Here is a 20,965-nt window from a genome sequence, read left to right on the forward strand (position 1 = left end):
AATATCATGAGCACGCTGAGCTACCACGAAAAGATCGCCGTCCTGGACCTCGGTGACGACGAAAACCGTTTCACTCCGGAGTTTCTCGACGCGGTCAACGCCCATCTCGACACCGCGCTCGCCGAGGGCGCACACGGCCTGGTGACCACTGCGACCGGCAAGTTCTACTCCAACGGCCTCGACCTGGACTGGCTGGTCGCCAACGGTGAGCGCACTCAGTGGTACATCGGCCGAGTACAGGCACTGTTCGCCCGCGTGCTCACCCTGCCCATCCCCACCGCCGCCGCATTGCCCGGCCACGCCTTCGGCGCGGGAGCCATGCTCGCGCTGGCCCACGACTATCGGGTGATGCGCGCCGACCGCGGGTTCTTCTGTTTGCCCGAGGTCGATATCCGCATCGTGTTCACCCCGGGCATGGCCGCGCTGATCCAGTCCAAGCTGACACCCAAGGCCGCCGTGGCCGCGATGACCACCGGTCGCCGCTTCGGCGGAATCGATGCCTCGGACCTGGATATCGTCGACGCCACCGCGGGCGAAGCCGCGGTCGCCACCGCCGCCCTCGCCATGCTCGCCCCGCTCGGCGGAAAGGATCCCGCGACACTGGGCGCGATCAAGAACATCATGTTCGGTCCGGCCGTCGCCAAGCTGACCGAATCCGCCTCGTAGACGGTCGATTCGCCGCCGCGGCCAGCGGGTTGCACTACTCGGATCCGCTGGCCGGTGTATCCGTCAGGTGCTTGTCGAAGAACGCGAAGATGCGGTGCCAGGCATCGCGGGTAGCTTGCGCGTCGTAGCCGAGGCCGGCGACGCGCAGGACCGGGTCGATGCCGAAGACGTTCGCGAAGCCGTGCATGGTGCCCGGATAGGTCTTGATGTCGTGCTCGACGCCGAGATCGGTCAGCGCACGATCGAGCTTGCGGCCGGCACCGACCAGCGAGGGATCGCGCTGGGCGTAGCTGGCCACCACCGGGCATGCACCCTCGAGCTGGGCGCGGTAGTCGCCATAGAGGCCCGGATAGAACGGTGCGGACGCGTCGAAACCCATTGGCGCGGTGAGCAATGCGAAGCCACCGCCCATACAGAAGCCGATAACGGCGGTCTTGCCGGTGCAATCGGGATCGACGACCAGTCGGTCGCGGGCGGCGAGGATCTCCCGGATCGTCGGACTCGCGCCGGTGAAGATCAGCGACCGCATCACCGCACGGATACAGCGCACCCGGCCATTGGCGAACAGATTCGGGGCAATCGTGAGATAGCCGTAGTCGGCCAGCATTTCGACATTGCCGCGGATATCCTGGCCGAAGCCGACACCGTCGTGCAGCACCACGACACCGGGCCACGGACCGTTCCCGGTCGGGCGGGCCAGAATCGCCTCGACAGCGCCGTCCGGTGTGTCGAGCTCGATGGTGTTCATGCCAGCAATGTAGGCCACTGTCCCAGACGTGTACAGCTATCGCGTGGCGAGCCCGGTTGTGCGATGCGAATTTCGGCGTTTGAACGTGAAATGCCGGTGCCGCGGCCTGGGCTGGTTTAACCTCTGCCGGACGCGGTGTCCCCGGTCAGCGCGTTGTTCGAGCGAAAGGCGACATGTTCATGTTTCGGCTGCCGCGGCGCGCCCTCTGCGTCGCGACCACCCTCGCGCTCACCATGTTCGCGGCCTCGGCACTTGTCGCGGCCGACAGCGGTGACTACGCCGAATTCGATCCCGACCCGACCGGCGACGCCTACCTCGATCAGCATTTCAATACCGACGGTCTGCCCAACGGTGCGATCCTGGCATCGCGGTCGGTGCAGATTCTGCCGCCGCTGGCCGCCACCAACGACTTCGCCGCCTGGCAGGTGTGGTTCAAATCCACTGCCGCCAACGGCAGTTCGATCGCCGCGATCACCACGATCATGAAACCGAAGACCTGGAACGGCCGCGTCGTCAGCAACAACTACGCGATCGACAGTGTCGGGCTGCAATGCAATCCGTCCTACCAACTGACCCACTCGGTCTCCATCGAAGCGCCCGATATCACCCGCCAACTACTCGGCCACGGTTACGCGGTCGTGATGACCGACTATCAAGGCCCCAAGATGGCCTATGCGCACGGGCCCACCCAGGCACGCGAAGTGCTCGACGGAATCCGTGCCGCACTACAGTTTCCAGCGGCCGGACTGGCAGGCAGTGCGACCACGATGATCGGCTACAGCGGCGGCGCCATCGCCACCGTATGGGCGGCACAGCTGCAGCCAACCTATGCCCCCGAACTGCGGATCCTCGGCGCCGCCGCCGGTGGCACACCCGCCGACCTGAGCCTGCTGCGCAAGACGATGGACGGGAAACCACCCGCCGGGGCGCTGTATCTGATGGCGGCGCTCGGGGTCGCCCGAGCCACGCCCGAAGCGTTCGACCTGCTCAACGACATCGGAGTACGGACCGCGCAGGAGAACAAGAACCTCTGCTCGAGCGCCGCCCTGCTCGGTGCTGTGCCGGTCGCGCTGCGGACATTGACCAAGGTCGACCCATACCCGACCGAAGTCGTCCAGCGGATCTACCGCGAAACCAAAGCCGGTGGCCTGACCCCGACGATGCCGATCTACCTGTGGCACGGGCTCTTCGACGAATGGATTCCGGCCGCCGGCGCACAGGCGCTACAGCAGCAGTGGAAGAGCGCCGGGGTGGACGTGTCTCTGACCTTGCTGCCGTGCGACCACGTCACCTGTGCGTTCACCCCCGGGGCGATCGATCGGATCGACAAGTGGATGGGCCTCGCCTAACCGCGTCGTGCGACATTTCCGGCACCCGAGAGCAGATTCGACTTCGGTGACCCCTAGTACGGACCCGGTGCGTAGCAGCGGCGGCTCATGTGCGAATCTTGAGGTGTCGACTCAGGGAGAGGGCTGCTCATGACGCTCGGTATGGTCCTCGGCGACTTCGGTGCTCGCGCTTCGACGCGGAACCGCTAGTCCGTCCTTACAGCCCCGCTGACTCAGGCCGTTCTACCGCTCCTCGTCGAAGTGCTCGCCGTGCCATCGCACGTCCGATCACGAGGAGCACCCCATGTCGACCATTCACTGGACCGAAGCAGACACCGACCACAGCGCACAGTGGTATTCCGAAAGCGCGGCGACAGCGCCCGCGCACGTCACCATCGCCGATGACCGAATGCGCGCAGATACCGCCTACCGCCTGGCCTGCCAGGGCACGGCGCTGCTGTGGCGCGGCGATTTCCACAACGCGCGCCAGCTGTTGCGGGCATTGAGCCGCCGCATCGACCGCAAACCCCCACCGGCGGGCGCGGACCCGACCGAATCCTTTCACCTGTATCGGCGGGCGCGTGGGCAGCGGGCTCGGGTGTTGGGCCGGCTGCTCGTGCAGTTGGAGCCGGACCATTCGCTGGCATTGCGGCGCGCACCCGATGTGCGGCAGGCGTGCACCGAGGCCTATGGCTCCGCGCGCGAGCCGATGGTAATCGCGTTGACCGAACTACTCGGCGCGATCGGGGCGCACGAGTGGCGCGAAAATGGTGTCCCGGTAGCTGCCCTCGGCGCGCGGATCCACCCGCACTACGGGGTGTTCTCCCCTGTACGCGGCGAATACATCGATCTGGTCGCGAAGGCGCCGTTACCGGTCGAACACCACACCGCCTTCGATCTCGGAACCGGAACCGGCGTGCTCGCGGCCGTGCTGGCCCGCCGCGGCGTCGACCACATCGTCGCCACCGATATCAATCCGCGCGCACTCGCCTGCGCCCGCGACAATATCGACCGCCTCGGTCTCACGAACCGTATCGATGTCCAGGGCCCCGGCCTGTACCCCGGCGGCCGCGCACACCTGATCGTCTGCAATCCACCGTGGCTCCCGGTCCGTCCGACCTCCGCCGTCGAACAGGGTGTCTACGACCCGGACAGCGCCATGCTCAGCGCCTTCTTGAGCGAACTCCCCGCGCACCTCGAACCCGGCGGTGAGGCCTGGCTGGTCCTATCCGATCTGGCCGAACGCCTCGGCCTGCGTACCCGCACCGAACTTCTCACCGCCATCGACTCGGCAGGCCTGCACCTCATCGACCGCATCGACACCAGGCCCCGCCACTCCCGATCTCGCGACACCACGGACCCGCTGCACGCAGCCCGAGCCGCAGAAGTCACCTCCCTGTGGCGCCTGGCCACCCAGATACCGTGCCAGCAGCCGGAATTCGTCAAAGCCACTGGCTGATCCTGTCGGTGGCGGGTCCATCCCGCGAAATCCGGTGAAAACGGCACGCGGGATCGGGTGGCAACTTACGGTCGGGAAGAAAAATGTGGGCGTAGTGATTGTGGTGTGCGATGACCGAACCGAATACCTCCTGTGCCGCCTTCCAGCGGGTGGCGGCGATCGATCCCGAGGCGATCGCGGTGCGCTCCATTGGTGGCGGGCACGCGTTGACCTGGCGGGAGTACGCCGAGCAGGTTCGCCATATCGCGGCGGGACTGCATGCGCTCGGCATCGGGCGCGGGGATACCGTCGCGCTGATGATGGCCAATCGGGTCGAGTTCTATCCGATCGAGGTGGGCGCGCAGCACACCGGCGCGACCTCGTTCTCGGTGTACAACACCCTCGCGCCCGAGCAGCTGAACTATGTGTTCGGCAATGCGGGCAATCGGGTGGTGATCTGTGAGGAACAGTACGTCGAGCGGGTGCGCACCTGCGGTGCCCAGATCGAGACCATCGTGTGCATGGATGCCGAGCACGCCGCAACGATCAGCCTCGCGGAACTGAAGGCCAAGGGCCGCAACGATTTCGACTTCGAGGCAACGTGGCGGTCGGTGCGGGCCGACGATATCGCGACGCTGGTCTACACCTCCGGCACCACCGGAAATCCCAAGGGTGTCGAGATCACCCACGCCAACCTGACCGCCGAGGCGCATGCCTTCAACGCCGTCCTCCCCGTGGAATTCGGCGACCGGCAGACCTCCTACCTGCCGACCGCTCACATGGCCGACCGGTTCACCGCGCTATATCTACAGGAGTACTACGGCATCCAGATCACCGTCGTGCCCGACCGCGACCAACTGCCGGCGGCGTTGCGGGATGCGCGCCCGACGATTTGGGGTGCGGTGCCGCGGGTGTGGGAGAAGTTCAAGGCCGCGGTCGAATTCTCGGTCGCCAATGAACCCGACGAAACCACAAGGGCCGCACTGCAATGGGCACTCGGTGTGGCCGCACGCAAGGCCGCCGTGCTGCTGGAGGGCGGGACCGTCGATGCGGAGTTGGCCGCCGAATGGGCCGAGGCCGACCAGTCGGTGCTGTCGAAGCTGCGCGCCGAACTCGGCCTGGACCAGGTGAAGTGGGCGATGTCGGGCGCCGCGCCGATACCGCCGCAGACTCTCGGCTTCTTCTGCGGCCTTGGCATCCCCATCTGCGAGATCTGGGGTATGTCCGAACTGACCTGTGTGGCCAGCGCCAGCCCACCCGCCCAGGCGCGCCTGGGCACCGTCGGACGTATGCTGCCCGGTTCGGAGGCCAAAATCGCCGACGACGGCGAATTCCTGGTCCGCGGACCGCTCGTCATGAAGCGCTACCGCAAGGATCCGGGCAAGACCGCCGATACCGTCGACGTCGACGGCTGGCTACACACCGGCGATATCCTGACCCGCGACGCGGACGGCTACCTGCGCGTAGTCGACCGCAAGAAGGAACTCATCATCAACGCGGCGGGAAAGAACATGTCCCCGGCCAATATCGAGAACACCATCAAGGCCGCCACCCCACTGGTCGGCTCGATCGTCACCATCGGCGACGCCCGTCCCTACAACACCGCCCTGATCGTGCTCGACGCCGAATCCGCGACACCCTATGCGGCCCAACGAGGTCTGCCCGACGCCTCCGCCACCGCCTTGGCTGCTGACCCCGGCGTCATCGCCGAAATCGCCCAGGGTATCGCCGCGGGCAACGCGAAACTGTCCCGAGTGGAACAGATCAAACGCTTCACCATCCTGCCCACCTTCTGGGAGCCCGGCGGTGACGAAATCACCCTCACCATGAAACTGCGCCGCAAGCCCATCGCGACCAAATACGCCGCCGAAATCGAAACCCTCTACACCCCAACCCTATCCGCCACCACCCACGAACCCGCCACCCAAGTCCCCTCCGAGGTCTGACCCGGACAAGCGATCACCATGTCACGGTGGCGGCGAACGTCGAGAGTGCCTGGCCGCCAGCACGTTCTCACGCCTCGGCGCGGAGGGCTTCGACGGGGCAGGTGTCGATGGCGAGTTGGGCGTCGGGGTGGTCGCGGGTGGGGATGGGGGTGGTGAGGATGCGGACTTTGCCGGAGTCGTCGACCTGGAAGATGTGCGGAAGGAGGGCTTCGCACATGGCGTGGCCTTGGCAGCGGGTTCGGTCGGCAGTGATTTTCATGCGGGCCGCCGTGTTTCGACGCGTGCGGCTTGCAGTTGGATCGGGAGGCCGTCGAGTGGGATGGGGCCGGTCGCCCAACCCATCGGCGGCGCATATCCGGCGGGTACCGACCATTGGTAGTGCAACAGCATGCGATGCATGATCGCCTTGACGGTCATACCGCCGAAGTACAGGCCGATGCATTTGTGGGCTCCGCCGCCGAAGGGCGCCCAGACGTAGCGATGGGATTTGTCCTCGTGGCGTTCGGCGGTGAATCGCTCCGGATCGAAGACATCCGGGTCACGCCACCAGCGGTCGATGCGCATCGCCGAATGCGAGCCGATGACGACGATGGTGCCCGCAGGGAGGAAGTGGCCTTGAATCGAGGTGTCGCGCACCGTCTCCCGGATCTGCTGGCCGACCGGGGAGTACATCCGCAGGATCTCCTTGAACACCAGATCCAGAGCGGGCAGCCGGTCCAGATCGTCGTAATCGAGCCAATCCTTGCCCAGCGCTTGCGATTCGGCGCGCAGCCGGTCCTGCCATTCGGGGTGCAGACCGAGTTGATAGCCCATCATCGCCAGTGCGATGGTGCTGGTGTCGTGTGCGGCCATCAGGACGAAGATCAGGTGGTCGACGATGTCCTGATCGGTGAAGGTGTGGCCCTCGTCGCTGGCGGTGTGGCACAGCACGCTGAACAGGTCATCACCGGTACCGGCGCGCCGGGCGGGCATTTCCCGGCGGCAGTAGTCCTCGAGTACCTTGCGCCCGCGCAAGCCCTTCGCCCACACACCGCCGGGCAGATTGGTGCGCACCAACGCCTGTCCGCCGCGCACCGCATCGATGAACGCACGTTCGAGCCGCGCTGCCTCGGGGCCGAGGCGTGCGCCCATGAAAACCTCCGATGCCATGCGTAGCAGCAGGTGTTTCGTTGCCGGGAAGAGCTGAAACTCGTTGGCGGGCACCCAGTCGTCCATGCCGCGGGCGATCGCCGGTGTGGTGATGTCGAGGTAGCCGACCAGCCGCTGCCGGGTGAAGGCCTGCTGCAGGATGCGCCGGTGGTAGCGATGCTCGTCGAAATCGCGCAGCAGGATGCCGCCACGGAAGAACGGGCCGATGAAGAAGTCGTAGCCGCCCTTGGCGGAGTACACCTTGTCCCGGTCCGCGAGCACCTCCTCGATCGCCTCCGGGCTCACCACCATCACGACCTGACGCCCGAGCAGTCCCGACCACTGCACGGGACCGTATTTCTCGAAACGCCGCCGAGCGAAATCGAGGTTGTCCGTCATGGCTGGGAGGGCGTGCCCGATCACCGGTAAGCCGTAATCGCCTAGTATCGGCCGCAATTGGCTACCGACGGGTGGTTCGGCGAGGGCTCGGGTCCGTGTCGGATAGCGCTCGGCCAGCGCGGATGCGGCGTACTTTGCCCGTCGGCCCATCGTCGACATCATGCGTCCTCTCGCAACCTTGCGAAAATCATGTGATCCACACCATACAGGAATCAATGGTTTCCGTAAACGATTGTTTCCTGATTTGCCTGCGGCATACTGAGCCTGTGACACGGGCAGCGACCGGGATCTACCGCGGCGCCTCCGCCGAGCAGCGGCGCGAGGAACGCCGCCGTCGCCTGATGGACGCTGCCCTGGACATCATCGGCACCCAGGGCTGGGCGACCACCACGGTGCGCGGAGTCTGCGAACAGGCCAAGGTCGGCCCACGCTTCTTCTACGAAAGCTTCCCGGATCTCGACGCCTTGGCCGCCGCGGTGCACGACGAGATCATCGATACCGCTGTCCGCAGTTCCCTCGACGCGCTTGCCGCGGCACCGGAGGGGATTGCGGCGAAAACGCGCGCGGCGGTAACCGCCATCGTCACCTCCGTCATCGACGACCCCCGCCGCGCCCGCATCGCCTTCGCCGAAGCCCACGGCAGCGATACCCTGATGCGCCGCCGCGCCGCCGCCATGCGCACCATCGCCGACGTCGTCGCCGATCAGGAACGTGCCCTGCTCGACCCGCCGCCGGGCAGCGACACCCTGGTGCGCGCGGTCTCGCTGATGATCACCGGAGGCGCCGCCGAACTGATCCTGGCCTGGCTCGACGGCGGCATCGACGTCACCCGCGACGAACTCATCGACCTCTGCGTCGAATTCGTTCTCACCTTCGCCGACAACCTCGCGACCATGGCAGCCCGCCTCCCACCCAAACCAGCCCTCTGAACGGCCCTGCCGTCTGGAGGAATCTGTGCGGCAGAAGGTTCGGACGAATGGCCCTCGCAGATCGGGCGAACAGTCGTAAGTCGCTGTGGGAGTTGGGGTTACAGCGGGAAGGTCAGGCGGTGGGGGTTGACGTAGTCGAGCGGGTCGTGCAGAGGGCGCAGGTTCGGTCGGTGGTCGGTGGGGATGCGCGACAGTTCGCCGCGCAGTCGGATGTCGTAGGTGGCGGCGGAGGCGGTCAGGCCGGGAAACCAGTTGTCGTGGTGGGTGGGGACGAACAATTCGGGGCGGATGGCCTCGATGTAGCGGCGGGGATCGCGAAGACCGTTGGTGATCTGGTTGAAGCCCTGGACCGCGCCGATCTGGACGTCAGTGGGTGGCAGGTCGGCGAAGACGTCGAAGACCTGCGGGGCCTTTTCCGTGAGCGGACCGGAGGAATCGTGCCAGACCAGCGAGAATCCGGGAATGCGGAATTGGTAGAGCAGGCTACCGCCCTCCGGATCGTTCAGGCGCGCCGCACTCTGCAGAACACCGGCCAGCGTCGGTGGATGCCGCACCAGCGCGCCCAGCTCCGGTAGCGGGAAGAACGGCGCCGACCCGCCGGGCCGCTCGGGAGCGGTGGGCGCGGAGTGCACGTGACGGATAGCGGTGACCTCGACCGGTCCCACACTGAACTCGTGCCGTTCCCCTGGCAGCGACGTCCCATCCCCGAGCGCGACCGTCCGGAATGTCGAATCCGCCACCTGCGCGCGGATATTCACGCCGTGCTCGGCGGTTCCGTACACGACTGCCCCCGACGCCTCGGCGACCCGCCCCGCATCAGCGGCATGATCGAAGTGCCCATGCCCGATGAAGATCGCCTCCGGCGCCAGATCCGCCAGATCCTGCGCCGTCGCGGGCACATAACCGGTGCTCGTCAGCCGCGGCACCCACGCATCCAGCAGAAACACCGACCCGGCCACGGCGAACGCATAGGTCGTGCACCCTACCCAGGACAACACCACCCGATCCGCACGTACCGCACCGGTATCCGGATCCACGACATCGGCCCCGAAAAACCGCACCCGCGCCGCCACCGTCCGCGGATCCGCCTGCGCCGCCGAGGCCTGCAACCGCCCCGCCGCACGAGCGCCGATCACACTACCGAGCGCAGCCCACCGTCCCACCAAACCCCGAGGATGAATCCCACACACCCGTGTACAACATCACGGATCACCTCCCCGAACAACCCACACCCCGATCCCGCGCTGATCCGGACCGAACATTTCGGTACGCGCGCGACCGGATCATCAACTGAGGACAATATCGACGAGGAGTCTGTCATCGGCTCGAGGAACCGAAGGAGCGCCCGCCCAGGACGGAGAGGTGTTCGACATGCGACAGCATCAGCCGCTCTACACAGCACCCGCCCTCATTTTCGACCGGACCGTCACAATCCTCGATCTGGCTGCGACGCATGACATATACGACCAGAATGGCGCGCGGATCGGCGCGGTTTCCGAGAGCGGCGAGGGTCGTGGGAAAATGTTCGCTCGTCTTCTGCTCTTGCGGATCGACGGCCCCTTCACACGCCGCCTGGAGATCCGGGACGAATTCAGCGCTCGTGTCCTCGCCGTGACCCGTCCCCGCAAGGTTTTCAAGAACACGCTGATCGTGCACGGACCCGATGGTGAGTACATCGGAAAGGCTGTGCAGGAAAAGGTTTGGGGCCAGAAGCGGTTTTCGTTCGTCTCCGGCGCAGGGCAACGGGTCGGCGGCATGAACGGCAACGGCATGCTCCGGATCACCACGTGGTCGATTCGGGACGAGACCGACAACGAGGTCGCGACGGTCCGTGGCCATTTCACCATGGCGAGAACCCGGCCGTTGCCCGAACCCCTCGCCAGCATGGCGCTGGCGTCGGCACTGACCGTCGACATGGTTCTCGACGGAAAGGACCTCCCCGCCGTGACCGACCTACTTCCGTGGTAGGTGTTGCACAGAATTCCCCTCGGGCAGCGCGATTCATGTTCGCAAACCTGCGCTACACCGATTCGGACTACAACTGCACGCCCAGCAGCGCGTCCACGGCGGTGGAGATGAGGGCCGGGGCTTCGCGGTCCTGACCTGCGTAGTTCAGGGCCTGGTTGGCCCAGTTGTCCACGGCGGCAAGGGCCTTCGGTGTGTCGAGGTCGTCGGCAAGGTGCTGGCGCAGGCGGGCGACGGTGTCTTCGGCGGCGGGGCCGCAGGTGAGGGCGGTGGCTCGGCGCCACAGGTCCAGGCGGGCGGTGGCGTGGGCGAGGACGGTGTCGGTCCACATGCGGTCCTGGCGATAGTGACCGTCGAGCAGGCCTAGGCGGATGGCGGCGGGGTCGACGCCCGCGGCGCGCAGCTTCGAGACGAGAACCAAGTTGCCGCGCGATTTGGACATCTTCTCGCCGTCCAAGCCGATGAGGCCGGCGTGCACGTAGTGGCGGGCGAAGCGGCGGCCCGCGATCAGCGCCTCGGCGTGTGCGGCGGAGTATTCGTGGTGCGGGTAGATCAAGTCGCTGCCGCCGCCCTGGATATCGAATTCGGGCCCGACGCGATTGAGCGCGATCGCCGCACACTCGATATGCCAGCCGGGTCGCCCCGCACCGAACGGCGCCGGCCACGACGGCTCGTCGGGACGCGCGGCGCGCCACAGCAGCGCGTCGATGGTGTCGCGCTTGCCGGGACGGTCCGGGTCGCCGCCGCGCTCGGCAAACAGACGCTCCATGGTTGCGCGGTCGTAGCCGGATTCGTAGCCGAACTGTTCGGTGGCGTCGGCGCGGAAATAGATGTCGGGATATTCGGCGTCGTCGACGGTGTAGGCCGCGCCGGAGGCCAGCAGCTTCTGCACGAATTCGATGACCTCGTCGACCGATTCCACGGCGCCGATGTAGTCGCGCGGCGGCACGATGCGCAGGGCAGTCATGTCCTCGCGGAACAGATTGATCTCTCGGGTGCCCAGATCGCGCCAGTCCACACCGTCACGGGCCGCGCGCTCGAACAGCGGGTCGTCGACGTCGGTGACGTTCTGCACGTAGTGCACCTCATGGCCCGCATCGCGCCACAACCTGTTGACCAGGTCGAAGGTCAGGTAGGTGGCGGCATGCCCGAGATGGGTGGCGTCATAGGGGGTGATCCCGCAGACGTACATAGTGGCCGTGGGGCCCGGGGTCACCGGGCGAACCTGCCGGTCGGCGGTGTCGTACAACCGCAACGGTGGCCCTGCGCCGGGAATTGTCGGTAGGGCGGTATCGGACCAGGACTGCATGATTACGAGGGTAAAGGTGTGGTGGCGGCCATTGCGCCGCACCCTGCTCGCAACGGTAGGTTGTATGGCAACCACCCCGGAGCTGACCTGCCCCTATGTCGCAAAAGTCGGATGTCAATGTTTGCCGTCCGGCGGATCGAATTGCCGCGAGTGGCGTAGGTCACTGTCGATGAGTTTGCTGCGAGCACCGTGCGCCCGAATTCGACCGGGGCCGAGTGGGACCGCGCTAGGTTGGACGGGTGACTGTTCTCGGTGCGGTGTCGATGCCCCAGGTTTCCCCGGAACGTTTGCTCGCGGTGGCGGCCGCGGCCGAGGACGGTGGTCTCGAAGAACTCTGGTTGTGGGAGGATTGCTTCTGGTCCGGTGGGATCGCCACCGCCGCAACGGTGTTGGCGCGGACCGAGCGGGTGCGTGTCGGGATCGGGGTGATGCCGGTACCACTGCGGAACGTGGCGCTCACGGCAATGGAAGTAGCGGCGCTGCTGCGGCTGCATCCGGGCCGGGTGATTCCGGGTTTCGGGCACGGAGTGCAGGACTGGATGGGACAGATCGGTGCGCGGGTCGAGTCGCCGATGACGCTGCTGCGCGAACAGTTGGGTGCGCTGCGCGGGCTGCTGAACGGTGAAAAGGTCAGTGCCGCAGGCCGATACGTGCGCCTGGACAATGTCGCCCTGGCCTGGCCGCCCAGCACGCCCCCACCGCTCACCGCCGCCGCGACCGGCCCGCAGACCCTGCGACTGTCCGGTGAACTAGCCGACGCCACCATCCTCACCTCACGAACCACCCCAGACGGCGTCCGCGCCGCCCGAGCGCGTATCGAGGAAGGCCGCGCGAAAGTCCAACGCACCGAACCGCATCGCGTCATCGTCAACCTGCTCACCGCCACCGGCCCGGACGCGGTCGAACGCCTGACCGCGGCCCAGCAGCGCAACTCCGGTGAGCACCCGCCCGAGGCAGGCGTCGCGGGCGACGCACATGCCATCGCGGAAGCCGTCCGCCGCTACGCCGAGGCAGGAGCGGACACCGTCGTCCTCGAACCCGCCGACGACGATCCCGACCTGGTCGGATTCGTCCGCTTCGCCGGGGCCGAGGTCCGCCCGCTACTGAGCTGAGCGCGGTACGACCCCGTCGGCCGGCGCGACCACAGTGTTCGCAACACGGCGCCGTCCGCTATCGCAGGCAGCGCACGACTCAGAACGCGGGCCACGGAATCGGTCGCGAGGTCCTCGGCATCGGCATCACCGGATCGTCCAGCAACTCCCGCGCACGGTCGGCGAGCGCCTCGATCTCGGCATCGGTGAGATGCGGTGCGAGATCATCGGCGAGCGTGCCGGGTAGCTCCTTGGCGAAGGCGGCGATATCGGCCATCAACCCGTCACAGATGGGTTTGCCCGCCCACCCCCACAGCACCGTGCGCAACTTGTGCTCGGTGTGCAGGCAGATACCGTGGTCGACACCGTAGACCTGCCCGTCGGTACCTTCCAACGCGTGCCCGCCCTTGCGGTCGGCATTGTTGAGCAACACATCGAGCACCGCCATCCGCTGCAACCGTGGATCGTCGGCATGGATCAGCGACACCTCGTTACCCGCCGCATCCTGGGCGCGCAGCACCTCGCAGAACCCGTCCGGCACCGCACCCAACGGCACCAGATCCACCAGATCCAGCCGGTCGCCCTGATCGGTGTGGTTGTCCACCGACTCCACCCACCGCTGCACCATGCCCGGCCCGTAGGGGCCATCGCGCAGAATCGTCTCCGGAATGACACCCCATCCGAGGGCATCCGACACCCGATAGGAGGCCACCTCACGCCCGGCCAGGGTGCCGTCCGGGAAATCCCACAGCGGCCGCTCCCCGCGCACCGGCTTGTAGACCACGCGAACGCCGTCGAAGCCATCCGCATCGCAGACGAGGGTGACATTGCTCGCGGTCGTCACCCGCCCGATCACCGTCAATTCCGCGGTGTGCCACCGAGGCTCGGCCACGGACTACTCCTCTAGCTCGGCCGCGCCGAAAATATCCCCGCGCTTATATCCGTTGGTTCGCACACACATATGTCCGCGCGACGAGAGCGGTTCCCCACACAGCGGACACGGCGGCCGACCCGCCGCGATCACCCGGGTGGAGCGCAACGCGAACTCCCGCGCCTGGATCGGGGTCAGGAACACCCGCACCGCGTCGGGACCCTCCTCGGTGTCATCGAGCACCACCGACTCGTCGACCTCGGTTTCGGTGATCGCCAGCAACTCCACCACCACCGCACCAGCATCGGCGTCCCAGCCCAAGCCCATGGTGCCGACCCGGAACTCGGCGTCGATCGGGGTCAGCAGCGGGTCGCTGTCGGCAATGTCCTCGGCCTGCGGCGGCACCTCGGCGCCGAAGCGGCGCGCGACCTCGTCCAACAGCAGACCCATCCGATCGGCGAGCACCTTTACCTGCTGCTTCTCCAGCAACACGCTGACCACCCGTGGTTCCTGCACCGCCTGCAGGTAGAACGAGCGATCGCCCGGCTCACCGACGGTCCCGGCGACAAAACGATCGGGGGTGCGAAATACGTGGATTGCGCGAGACATCTGCACCTCCTGATACGTGACCCTGATCGACTACCCGCGGCGCTGGACTCCGCAACACGCCACCTACTCGTTTACAAGGAATCTCAAAGCTCCGCATTCCCATTATCCGCACTCGGGGTCGCACCGAGCTCGCCACCGGGAACCGGACCGGCTTCAGGGTCTGCGGGAGTCCCGGAATCTGCGGCGGGCCGTTGCGGTTTGATAGCCAAACCGGACAGATCCCCCGTGTCATTGAGCCGAACCACATACGGCGCGGTCGGGGTGTAGCGCACGATGCTGATCGAGGCGGGTTCGACCACAATGCGCTGGAAACCGTCGAGGTGCAGACCGAGCGCGTCGGCGAGCACGGATTTGATCACGTCGCCGTGCGTGCACGCCACCCACAACACATCGTGACCCGCCTTTTCGGCGAAGCGTCGATCGTGCTCGCGCACCGCGGCCACGGCACGGATCTGCACCTGTGCCAGACCTTCGCCGCTGGGGAAAACCGCGCCCGAGGCGTGCCGCTGCACCACCTTCCACAGCGGTTCGGTCAGCAGATCCGCGATCGCTTTGCCGGTCCAGTCGCCATAGTCGACCTCGATCAACCGATCATCGTATTGCGGTTCCAGACCGAGCTTTTCCGCAAGCGGCGCGACCGTGCGCTGACAGCGCAGCAGCGGCGAATGCACGATGTGCTCGATCGGCAGCGCGGCGAGCCGTTCGGCGACGTCGCGGGCCTGGGTATTGCCGTGCTCGGTCAGATCGACGCCCGCACTGCGCCCGGCGAGGGTGCGGGCGGTATTCGAGGTCGAAACACCGTGCCGCAGCAGGATCACCGTCATGGCACCAGCCTAACGATCATGTCGCCGAAACCACTCCGCTCGCGAGCAGGCCCATGACCGTCAGCCCGAGCACGATGCGGTAGCCGACGAACCAGTCCAGAGAATGTTTGCCGACGAACTTCAACAGCCACGCCACCGAGGCATACCCGACCACGAACGCCAGAATCGTCGCGACCAGCAGCTGCGGACCGCTGGCATTGAGGCCCTCACCCGCCGGTTCGAACGCATCCGGCAGGCTGAACAGGCCTGACGCCGTCACCGCGGGAATGGCGAGTAGGAACGAGAACCGCACCGCCGCTTCGCGCTCCAGCCCGAGGAACAGACCCGCCGTCGCGGTCGCGCCCGAACGCGACACACCCGGGATCAAGGCCAGACATTGCGCGAAGCCCATGATCAAACCGTCGCGGGTAGTCAGCTGCTCGATCGGGCGGATCTTGCGCCCGTAGTACTCACCGGCCGCGATGACCAGCGCGAACGCGATCAGCATGAACGACACCAGCCACAGATTGCGGGCGCCGGTGCGGATCTGATCCTTGAACAGGAACCCGAGCACCCCGATCGGGATCGTCGCGATGATCACATACCAGCCGATGCGATAGTCGAGTTCACGCTGCGCCTGCTCGTCCAGCACGCGCTTGTGATCGGCGGTGATGACCGGAAGTCGCATGGTGGGCTGGTCGTGCAGCGGCAGCTCCGGCTCGCCACGGCTGGTCAGCCGATCGCGCACGCCGGCGAACCACGCGACGATGATCCGCCAGATGTCCTTGGCGAAGAACACCAGCACCGCCGCCTCGGTGCCCAACTGGGTTACCGCGGTGAACGAGGCGCCCGCGTCATCGCCGAAGAACACCGAGGACACGATGCGCAGATGCGCCGAAGAGGAGATCGGCAGAAATTCCGTGAGACCCTGCACCAGACCAAGAATCAAGGCCTGCACCCAGGTCATCGACTCGCCGACCACGAACCAGCCTCCACTTCCGCCCGAAATATATGTTCCTACTGGGCAATTGGTCCGGCGATCGATCCCATCACTGTGACCACCGCCGCAATCACGCAGCGACAGTACAGTGTCGAGATGGCGTCGGCATGCCCGGCTCGACCGTGCGACCCACGGCGCTGGTGGGCGTCGAGTTGCGTATCCACACTCTAGGCTTGGCGCCGTGACGATAGCGCGGGCACGGTGATGGAACAGCGGACGGTCGGCCGCAGCGGCCTACGGGTGTCCCGGATAGGACTTGCGACCCACACCTGGGGTGCGCATACCGATGCCGACGATGCTGCGGTGCAGTTGGTGGCTTTCGCCGAGGCGGGCGGCACATTGGTCGACACCTCCCCCGCCTACGCCGGCGGTGCGGCACAACGGATCCTGGCCGAACTGCTCGGCGATCTGGTCTCCCGCGACGAGCTGGTGCTCAGTGGCTGCGCGGGTGTCGCGCCGTGGATCACACCCGCACCCGTCGGACCGAACGTGCCCGAGCCGGAGCCGGTGCGGCCGGCCGTGGACACCTCGCGGCGCGCGCTGCTGCGCCAGCTGGATCGGACGCTGCTCGAATTGGGCACCGACTATCTCGATATCTGGCATGTCGCCGCCTGGGATCCGGCGACTCCGCTGGACGAGGTCGCCGCCACCCTCGAATTCGCGGTGCGCTCCGGGCGGGTGCGTTACGCGGGGGCGCGCGGGTTCAACGCGTGGCAGGTCGCCAGCCTGGCGGCGGTCGCGCCCGTCACCGTCGCCCAGACCCCGTACTCGCTGCTGGCCCGCGACACCGAAACCGAATTCATTCCGGCCGCCCAGCATCATGGTGTGGGGTTGATCGCCACCGCGCCGCTGGCCGGGGGCATTCTCACCGGCAAATACCGCGATGGGGTGCCCGCCGATTCGCGCGGTGCGGACGAGGCGACCGCCGCCGAGATCCGGCACCGGCTCGACGACCATGCGACCCGGGTGGTCGAAGCGTTGGTGACCGCTGCCGACGGACTTGCCACCTCACCATTGGCCGTTGCGCTGGCCTGGATCCGGGACCGTCCCGGCATCGCGAGCATGATCGTCGGCGCACGCGATATCGGCCAGTTCACCGGGGTACTGGCCGCCGAGACTTTGGAACTGCCGCGTGCCATCGCGGCCGCGCTCGACGATGTCAGCGCACGCGCGGCGGGGTGAATCGATGCGGGAGGCTAGCCTTACCTGCATGAGGTTTCTCGACCGTGTCCGATCCGGCGGGGTGCGTTCCCTCCTGGCCCTGCTGGCACTGACCCTGCTGGTCGGTTCGGCCTGCGGTACCGACAGTGATGCCACGGGCAGCGGCGGCCGCGGGCCGGTCACCGCGAAACTGGAGAACCTCGACCCGGTGCCGATCGGGCCCGAACCCACGCCCGCGCTGCCGGCGACCGTCCGATCGTTCGACGGCGCCGAAGTCACCATCACCGATGCCAGCCGCATCATCGCCGCCGACCGCTTCGGTACCCTCGCGCAGACGGTCTGGGCGTTGGGTATGGGCGCCAAACTGGTCGGGCGCAGCACCGCGGCCGGGTTTCCCGCAGTGGCGAATCTGCCGATCGTGACCGGTGGCAGCGGTTCGCTGAACGTGGAATCCGTTCTGGCACTGCGTCCTTCGGTCTTTCTCACCGATAGCACCAGCGCCGCCCCGCAGGTGCGTGAGCAGTTGCGCGCGGCCGGGGTGACCGTCGTCTACTTCGATCCGCAGCGCACCATGGACGGCGTGGTACCGCAGATCGTGGCAGTCGCCGCCGCACTCGGTGTACCCGATCGCGGCCAGGCCCTTGCCCAGCGCACCCGCGACGAAATCGCCGCCGCCAGTGCCGGGGTGCCGAAGCAGGACAAAGCCCTCACCGTCGCCTTTCTCTACCTGCGCAGCACCGCCATCACCATGCTCGCCGGACCCGGCTCCGGCGCCGACGCCCTCATCACCGCGCTCGGCGCACGTGATGCGGGCTCTGCGGCCGGGTTGACCGAGCCGTTCGTCGCGATCACCAGTGAGGCCATGATCGCGGCCGCACCGGATGTGCTGCTGGTGATGTCGGATGGGCTGAAGTCGGTCGGCGGCGTCGACGGACTGGAAAAAGTGCCGGGCATCGCCCAGACACCCGCCGGACGCAACAAGCGCGTGGTCGATATGGCCGACTCGGTGGTGTTGAGCTTCGGCCCGAATACCGGCCGGGTGATCGCCGCCCTCAGCGAGGCCGTGTACGGCACCAAGCCCGCATGAGCGGCAGGTCACGGGCGGATGGCGGCGAGGTGCCGGTGTGAACGGAAGGGCTACCGGGGCAACTGCGACCGGCTCGGCGATGCCGCACAGTCCGCATCCCGTTGCGCCCGAGTCGCGAGGGTGGTCGCGGACCGCGATCGTGTTCGCCGTGGCGGTGGCGGCGCTGGTGGTGTTGGCGTTGGCGTCGGCGGCGATCGGGCAGGTGCCGACGACACCCGCTGAGGTGGCGGGCAGTGTGTTGCATCGGATCGGGTTGGACTGGGGGCCGATGCCCGCACATCCGGCGGGTGAGGTGACGCTGTGGGAGGTGCGGTTCCCGCGCGTGGTGCTCGCGATCCTGGTCGGCGCCGCATTGGCGACAGCGGGTGCGTTGTTGCAGGGGGTGTTCGCGAATCCGCTCGCCGAACCCGGTGTGATCGGAGTGTCGGCGGGGGCCGCGGTCGGCGCGGGCACGGTGATCGTGGTGGGTGGTGCGTTCGTGGCGGCGTGGTCGGTGGCGGCGGCCGCATTCGCGGCGGGGTTGCTGACCACACTGCTGGTGTATCTGCTGTCGCGCTCGAATGGGCGCACCGAGGTGGTCACGCTGGTGCTGACCGGTGTCGCGATCAATGCCTTCGCCGGTGGCCTGATCGCGTTGCTGCTGTTCATCGCGACCCCCGCCGCCCGCGACCAGATCGTGTTCTGGCAATTGGGCAGTCTCAATGGAGCCACCTGGGATGCGGTGCACGTCGTCGCTCCGCTGGCCGCTCTCGGTATTCTCGCCGCGGTGCTCATCGCGCCCCGCCTGGACCTGCTCGCTCTCGGTGAATCCCCCGCCCGGCACCTGGGTGTGGACGTGGAGCGCTTGCGGCGCAATGTCATCGTGGTAGTCGCCGTCCTCGCCACCGCGGGCGTCGCCTTCACCGGCATCGTGCTGTTCGTCGGGTTGATCGTGCCGCATGTGGTTCGCATGCTGGTCGGCCCCGCCCACCGCATCCTGATCCCATTGAGCGCCATCCTCGGCGCGGTCGTGCTGCTCGCCGCCGACGTGGCCGCACGCTCCCTGGTCCACAATGCCGACCTGCCCCTCGGCATGCTCACCTCCCTCATCGGCGGCCCCTTCTTCTTCTGGCTCCTGCGCCGCACGCGTGCTCGCGCGGGAGGTTGGGCATGAGTCGCGAAATCAGCTGGGACGCAACCGTTCCGCGCACGCTCGGAATGTGGTGGGCCCCTGTCGCGAACGCCGTTCACCAGCGCGTCGGAGTGTTCGGCCGAAAATGTATCTCTCCCGCCGATCAGTCATGCAGCGTGCGGGCGGGGCAACCGGGCAGGTCGAACGCAGATTCCTGGTGGCCTCGCACGCCGATGCTGGACCGCGGGCCGGCAGTGGACGGGCGCGACGCGCCGAGGGGCCGACAGGCAGTGCAGGCAGGAATGTCGAACTCGACGGCCCGGCGCGGCAGCATTATCAGCGAATGTCGCGCATACATGCCGCAGCCCGCAGGTGGGGCGGAGGTGTGAGCAGGGTGCTGGAGGGGTTGGGGTCGGTGTTCGCACGGACGCATGAGTTGCCGGTGCCGCCGCAGCCGGGTGCGGTGACGCTTCGGGCCAGCGGTGTGAGCGTCGACAGGCGTGGTGCTTCGGGGGCGCATACGCGGCGGGTGCTCGAAGCGGTCGACTTCGACGTGGTCGCGGGCGAGATCGTAGCGTTGGTGGGGCCGAACGGGGCGGGCAAGTCGACACTGTTGGCGGCGCTCGCGGGTGAGTTGGAGCCGAGCGAGGGCACGATCGAACTCGATGGTCGGGCGCTGGGCCACTGGTCACATTTGGATATGGCGCGGCGCCGGGCGGTATTGCCGCAGAGCCACACCGTCGGATTCCCGTTCACCGCTCGCGAGGTGGTCGCTATGGGGCGCGCGCCGTGGGTGCGGACCGAGCGGCGGGACCGCGATGACGAGCGAATCGCCGCCGCCATGACCGTCGCCGACGTAGAACACCTTGCCGCCCGGCCATTTCCGACACTCTCCGGCGGTGAACGCGCCCGTGTCGCCCTGGCCCGCGTCCTGGCTCAGGACACCGCAACCCTGCTGCTGGACGAACCTACCGCCGCTCTCGACCTCGGCCATCAAGAAGCGGTTCTACGCCTGGCCACCGCCCGGGCCGCCGCGGGCGCCGCCGTCGTCGTCGTCCTGCACGACCTCGGCATCGCCGCCGCCTACGCCGACCGCGTCGCCGTCCTGGAATCCGGCCGCATCGCCGTCGACGGCCCACCCCGCAAAGTTCTGACCACCGAACTCCTCACCCGCGTCTACCAACACCCTGTCGAAGTCCTCGACCACCCAGTGACCGGCGCCCAACTGGTCCTGCCCGTCCGTCGGTGACCGTCGCCGGACCCCGCTTCGAAACAGGCCGGCCGTCGCGCAAGCACGACTGGCAGCCGAGCCACATCCACTAACACCGGGCCGAGTCGTCGACGGTTTGCTGTCACGTTCGCACGAAAAGTGAACG

Annotated in this window: 20 protein-coding genes; 11 read left to right on the forward strand and 9 right to left on the reverse strand. The window is 67.2% G+C overall.

What is annotated here, in order from left to right:
- The first annotated feature begins 3 nt into the window (after positions 1-3).
- Complete coding sequence (locus AB0J47_RS21080) at positions 4-666, forward strand: enoyl-CoA hydratase-related protein (protein ID WP_364348472.1); 663 nt, start codon at positions 4-6, stop codon at positions 664-666.
- A 34-nt stretch (positions 667-700) separates the two neighbouring features.
- Here AB0J47_RS21080 and AB0J47_RS21085 read toward each other — a convergent pair whose 3' ends face one another.
- Positions 701-1,414, reverse strand: coding sequence for a dienelactone hydrolase family protein (locus AB0J47_RS21085; RefSeq protein WP_364348175.1), 714 nt, complete (start codon positions 1,412-1,414; stop codon positions 701-703).
- 179 nt (positions 1,415-1,593) lie between these two features.
- Here AB0J47_RS21085 and AB0J47_RS21090 point away from each other — a divergent pair, with 179 nt between their 5' ends.
- The 3 genes from AB0J47_RS21090 to fadD11 all read left to right on the forward strand — a co-directional run bounded on the left by AB0J47_RS21090 (position 1,594) and on the right by fadD11 (position 6,126).
- Entirely contained in the window at positions 1,594-2,763 is a 1,170-nt protein-coding gene (locus AB0J47_RS21090; RefSeq protein WP_364348178.1) for a lipase family protein, read from the forward strand.
- 283 nt (positions 2,764-3,046) lie between these two features.
- Positions 3,047-4,201: a class I SAM-dependent methyltransferase gene (locus AB0J47_RS21095; protein WP_364348181.1), complete on the forward strand. Its 1,155-nt coding sequence runs from the start codon at positions 3,047-3,049 to the stop codon at positions 4,199-4,201.
- Positions 4,202-4,311: 110 nt separating this feature from the next.
- On the forward strand, positions 4,312-6,126 hold the full coding sequence (gene fadD11, locus AB0J47_RS21100) for a fatty acid--CoA ligase FadD11 (protein WP_364348184.1): 1,815 nt from the start codon (positions 4,312-4,314) through the stop codon (positions 6,124-6,126).
- Between the two features lie 67 nt (positions 6,127-6,193).
- Here the strand turns inward: fadD11 and AB0J47_RS21105 are convergent, their stop codons facing one another.
- Positions 6,194-6,385 (reverse strand): ferredoxin, encoded by a 192-nt coding sequence (locus AB0J47_RS21105; protein WP_364348187.1) that lies wholly within the window; start codon positions 6,383-6,385, stop codon positions 6,194-6,196.
- Positions 6,382-7,803, reverse strand: coding sequence for a cytochrome P450 (locus AB0J47_RS21110; RefSeq protein ID WP_364348190.1), 1,422 nt, complete (start codon positions 7,801-7,803; stop codon positions 6,382-6,384). Before AB0J47_RS21110 ends, AB0J47_RS21105 begins: the two co-directional genes overlap by 4 nt.
- A 116-nt stretch (positions 7,804-7,919) precedes the next feature.
- Here AB0J47_RS21110 and AB0J47_RS21115 point away from each other — a divergent pair, with 116 nt between their 5' ends.
- A complete protein-coding gene (locus AB0J47_RS21115) occupies positions 7,920-8,582 on the forward strand; it encodes a TetR/AcrR family transcriptional regulator (RefSeq protein WP_364348193.1) in 663 nt (220 codons plus the stop codon).
- Positions 8,583-8,680: 98 nt separating this feature from the next.
- Here AB0J47_RS21115 and AB0J47_RS21120 read toward each other — a convergent pair whose 3' ends face one another.
- Entirely contained in the window at positions 8,681-9,718 is a 1,038-nt protein-coding gene (locus AB0J47_RS21120) for an MBL fold metallo-hydrolase (RefSeq protein WP_364348196.1), read from the reverse strand.
- A 235-nt stretch (positions 9,719-9,953) separates the two neighbouring features.
- Here AB0J47_RS21120 and AB0J47_RS21125 point away from each other — a divergent pair, with 235 nt between their 5' ends.
- Positions 9,954-10,550: a hypothetical protein gene (locus AB0J47_RS21125; protein ID WP_364348199.1), complete on the forward strand. Its 597-nt coding sequence runs from the start codon at positions 9,954-9,956 to the stop codon at positions 10,548-10,550.
- Positions 10,551-10,617: 67 nt separating this feature from the next.
- Here the strand turns inward: AB0J47_RS21125 and mshC are convergent, their stop codons facing one another.
- Complete coding sequence (mshC, locus tag AB0J47_RS21130) at positions 10,618-11,856, reverse strand: cysteine--1-D-myo-inosityl 2-amino-2-deoxy-alpha-D-glucopyranoside ligase (protein ID WP_364348202.1); 1,239 nt, start codon at positions 11,854-11,856, stop codon at positions 10,618-10,620.
- A 263-nt stretch (positions 11,857-12,119) separates the two neighbouring features.
- Between mshC and AB0J47_RS21135 the strand changes: the two genes are divergently transcribed.
- The gene (locus tag AB0J47_RS21135; RefSeq protein WP_364348475.1) at positions 12,120-12,968 is read left to right on the forward strand and encodes an LLM class flavin-dependent oxidoreductase; all 849 of its coding nucleotides are present in this window, start codon (positions 12,120-12,122) and stop codon (positions 12,966-12,968) included.
- Between the two features lie 79 nt (positions 12,969-13,047).
- Here the strand turns inward: AB0J47_RS21135 and AB0J47_RS21140 are convergent, their stop codons facing one another.
- The 4 genes from AB0J47_RS21140 to AB0J47_RS21155 all read right to left on the reverse strand — a co-directional run bounded on the left by AB0J47_RS21140 (position 13,048) and on the right by AB0J47_RS21155 (position 16,197).
- Complete coding sequence (locus tag AB0J47_RS21140) at positions 13,048-13,839, reverse strand: SCO1664 family protein (RefSeq protein WP_364348205.1); 792 nt, start codon at positions 13,837-13,839, stop codon at positions 13,048-13,050.
- A 3-nt stretch (positions 13,840-13,842) separates the two neighbouring features.
- Positions 13,843-14,427, reverse strand: a complete 585-nt coding sequence (locus tag AB0J47_RS21145) for a DUF3090 domain-containing protein (RefSeq protein WP_364348208.1) — start codon at positions 14,425-14,427, stop codon at positions 13,843-13,845.
- Between the two features lie 83 nt (positions 14,428-14,510).
- Positions 14,511-15,251 (reverse strand): histidine phosphatase family protein, encoded by a 741-nt coding sequence (locus tag AB0J47_RS21150; RefSeq protein ID WP_364348211.1) that lies wholly within the window; start codon positions 15,249-15,251, stop codon positions 14,511-14,513.
- Between the two features lie 16 nt (positions 15,252-15,267).
- Positions 15,268-16,197, reverse strand: coding sequence for an undecaprenyl-diphosphate phosphatase (locus AB0J47_RS21155; protein ID WP_364348478.1), 930 nt, complete (start codon positions 16,195-16,197; stop codon positions 15,268-15,270).
- Between the two features lie 237 nt (positions 16,198-16,434).
- Between AB0J47_RS21155 and AB0J47_RS21160 the strand changes: the two genes are divergently transcribed.
- From AB0J47_RS21160 to AB0J47_RS21175, 4 genes are all read left to right on the forward strand, one after another.
- Positions 16,435-17,412, forward strand: coding sequence for an aldo/keto reductase (locus tag AB0J47_RS21160; RefSeq protein ID WP_364348481.1), 978 nt, complete (start codon positions 16,435-16,437; stop codon positions 17,410-17,412).
- A gap of 28 nt (positions 17,413-17,440) precedes the next feature.
- On the forward strand, positions 17,441-18,478 hold the full coding sequence (locus AB0J47_RS21165; RefSeq protein WP_364348214.1) for an ABC transporter substrate-binding protein: 1,038 nt from the start codon (positions 17,441-17,443) through the stop codon (positions 18,476-18,478).
- Between the two features lie 79 nt (positions 18,479-18,557).
- Positions 18,558-19,631 (forward strand): iron ABC transporter permease, encoded by a 1,074-nt coding sequence (locus tag AB0J47_RS21170; RefSeq protein ID WP_364348484.1) that lies wholly within the window; start codon positions 18,558-18,560, stop codon positions 19,629-19,631.
- Positions 19,632-19,932: 301 nt separating this feature from the next.
- Entirely contained in the window at positions 19,933-20,838 is a 906-nt protein-coding gene (locus tag AB0J47_RS21175; protein ID WP_364348217.1) for a heme ABC transporter ATP-binding protein, read from the forward strand.
- The last annotated feature ends 127 nt before the right edge of the window (positions 20,839-20,965 follow it).

The sequence above is a fragment of the Nocardia sp. NPDC049737 genome (assembly GCF_040674755.1).
Classification (GTDB): domain Bacteria; phylum Actinomycetota; class Actinomycetes; order Mycobacteriales; family Mycobacteriaceae; genus Nocardia.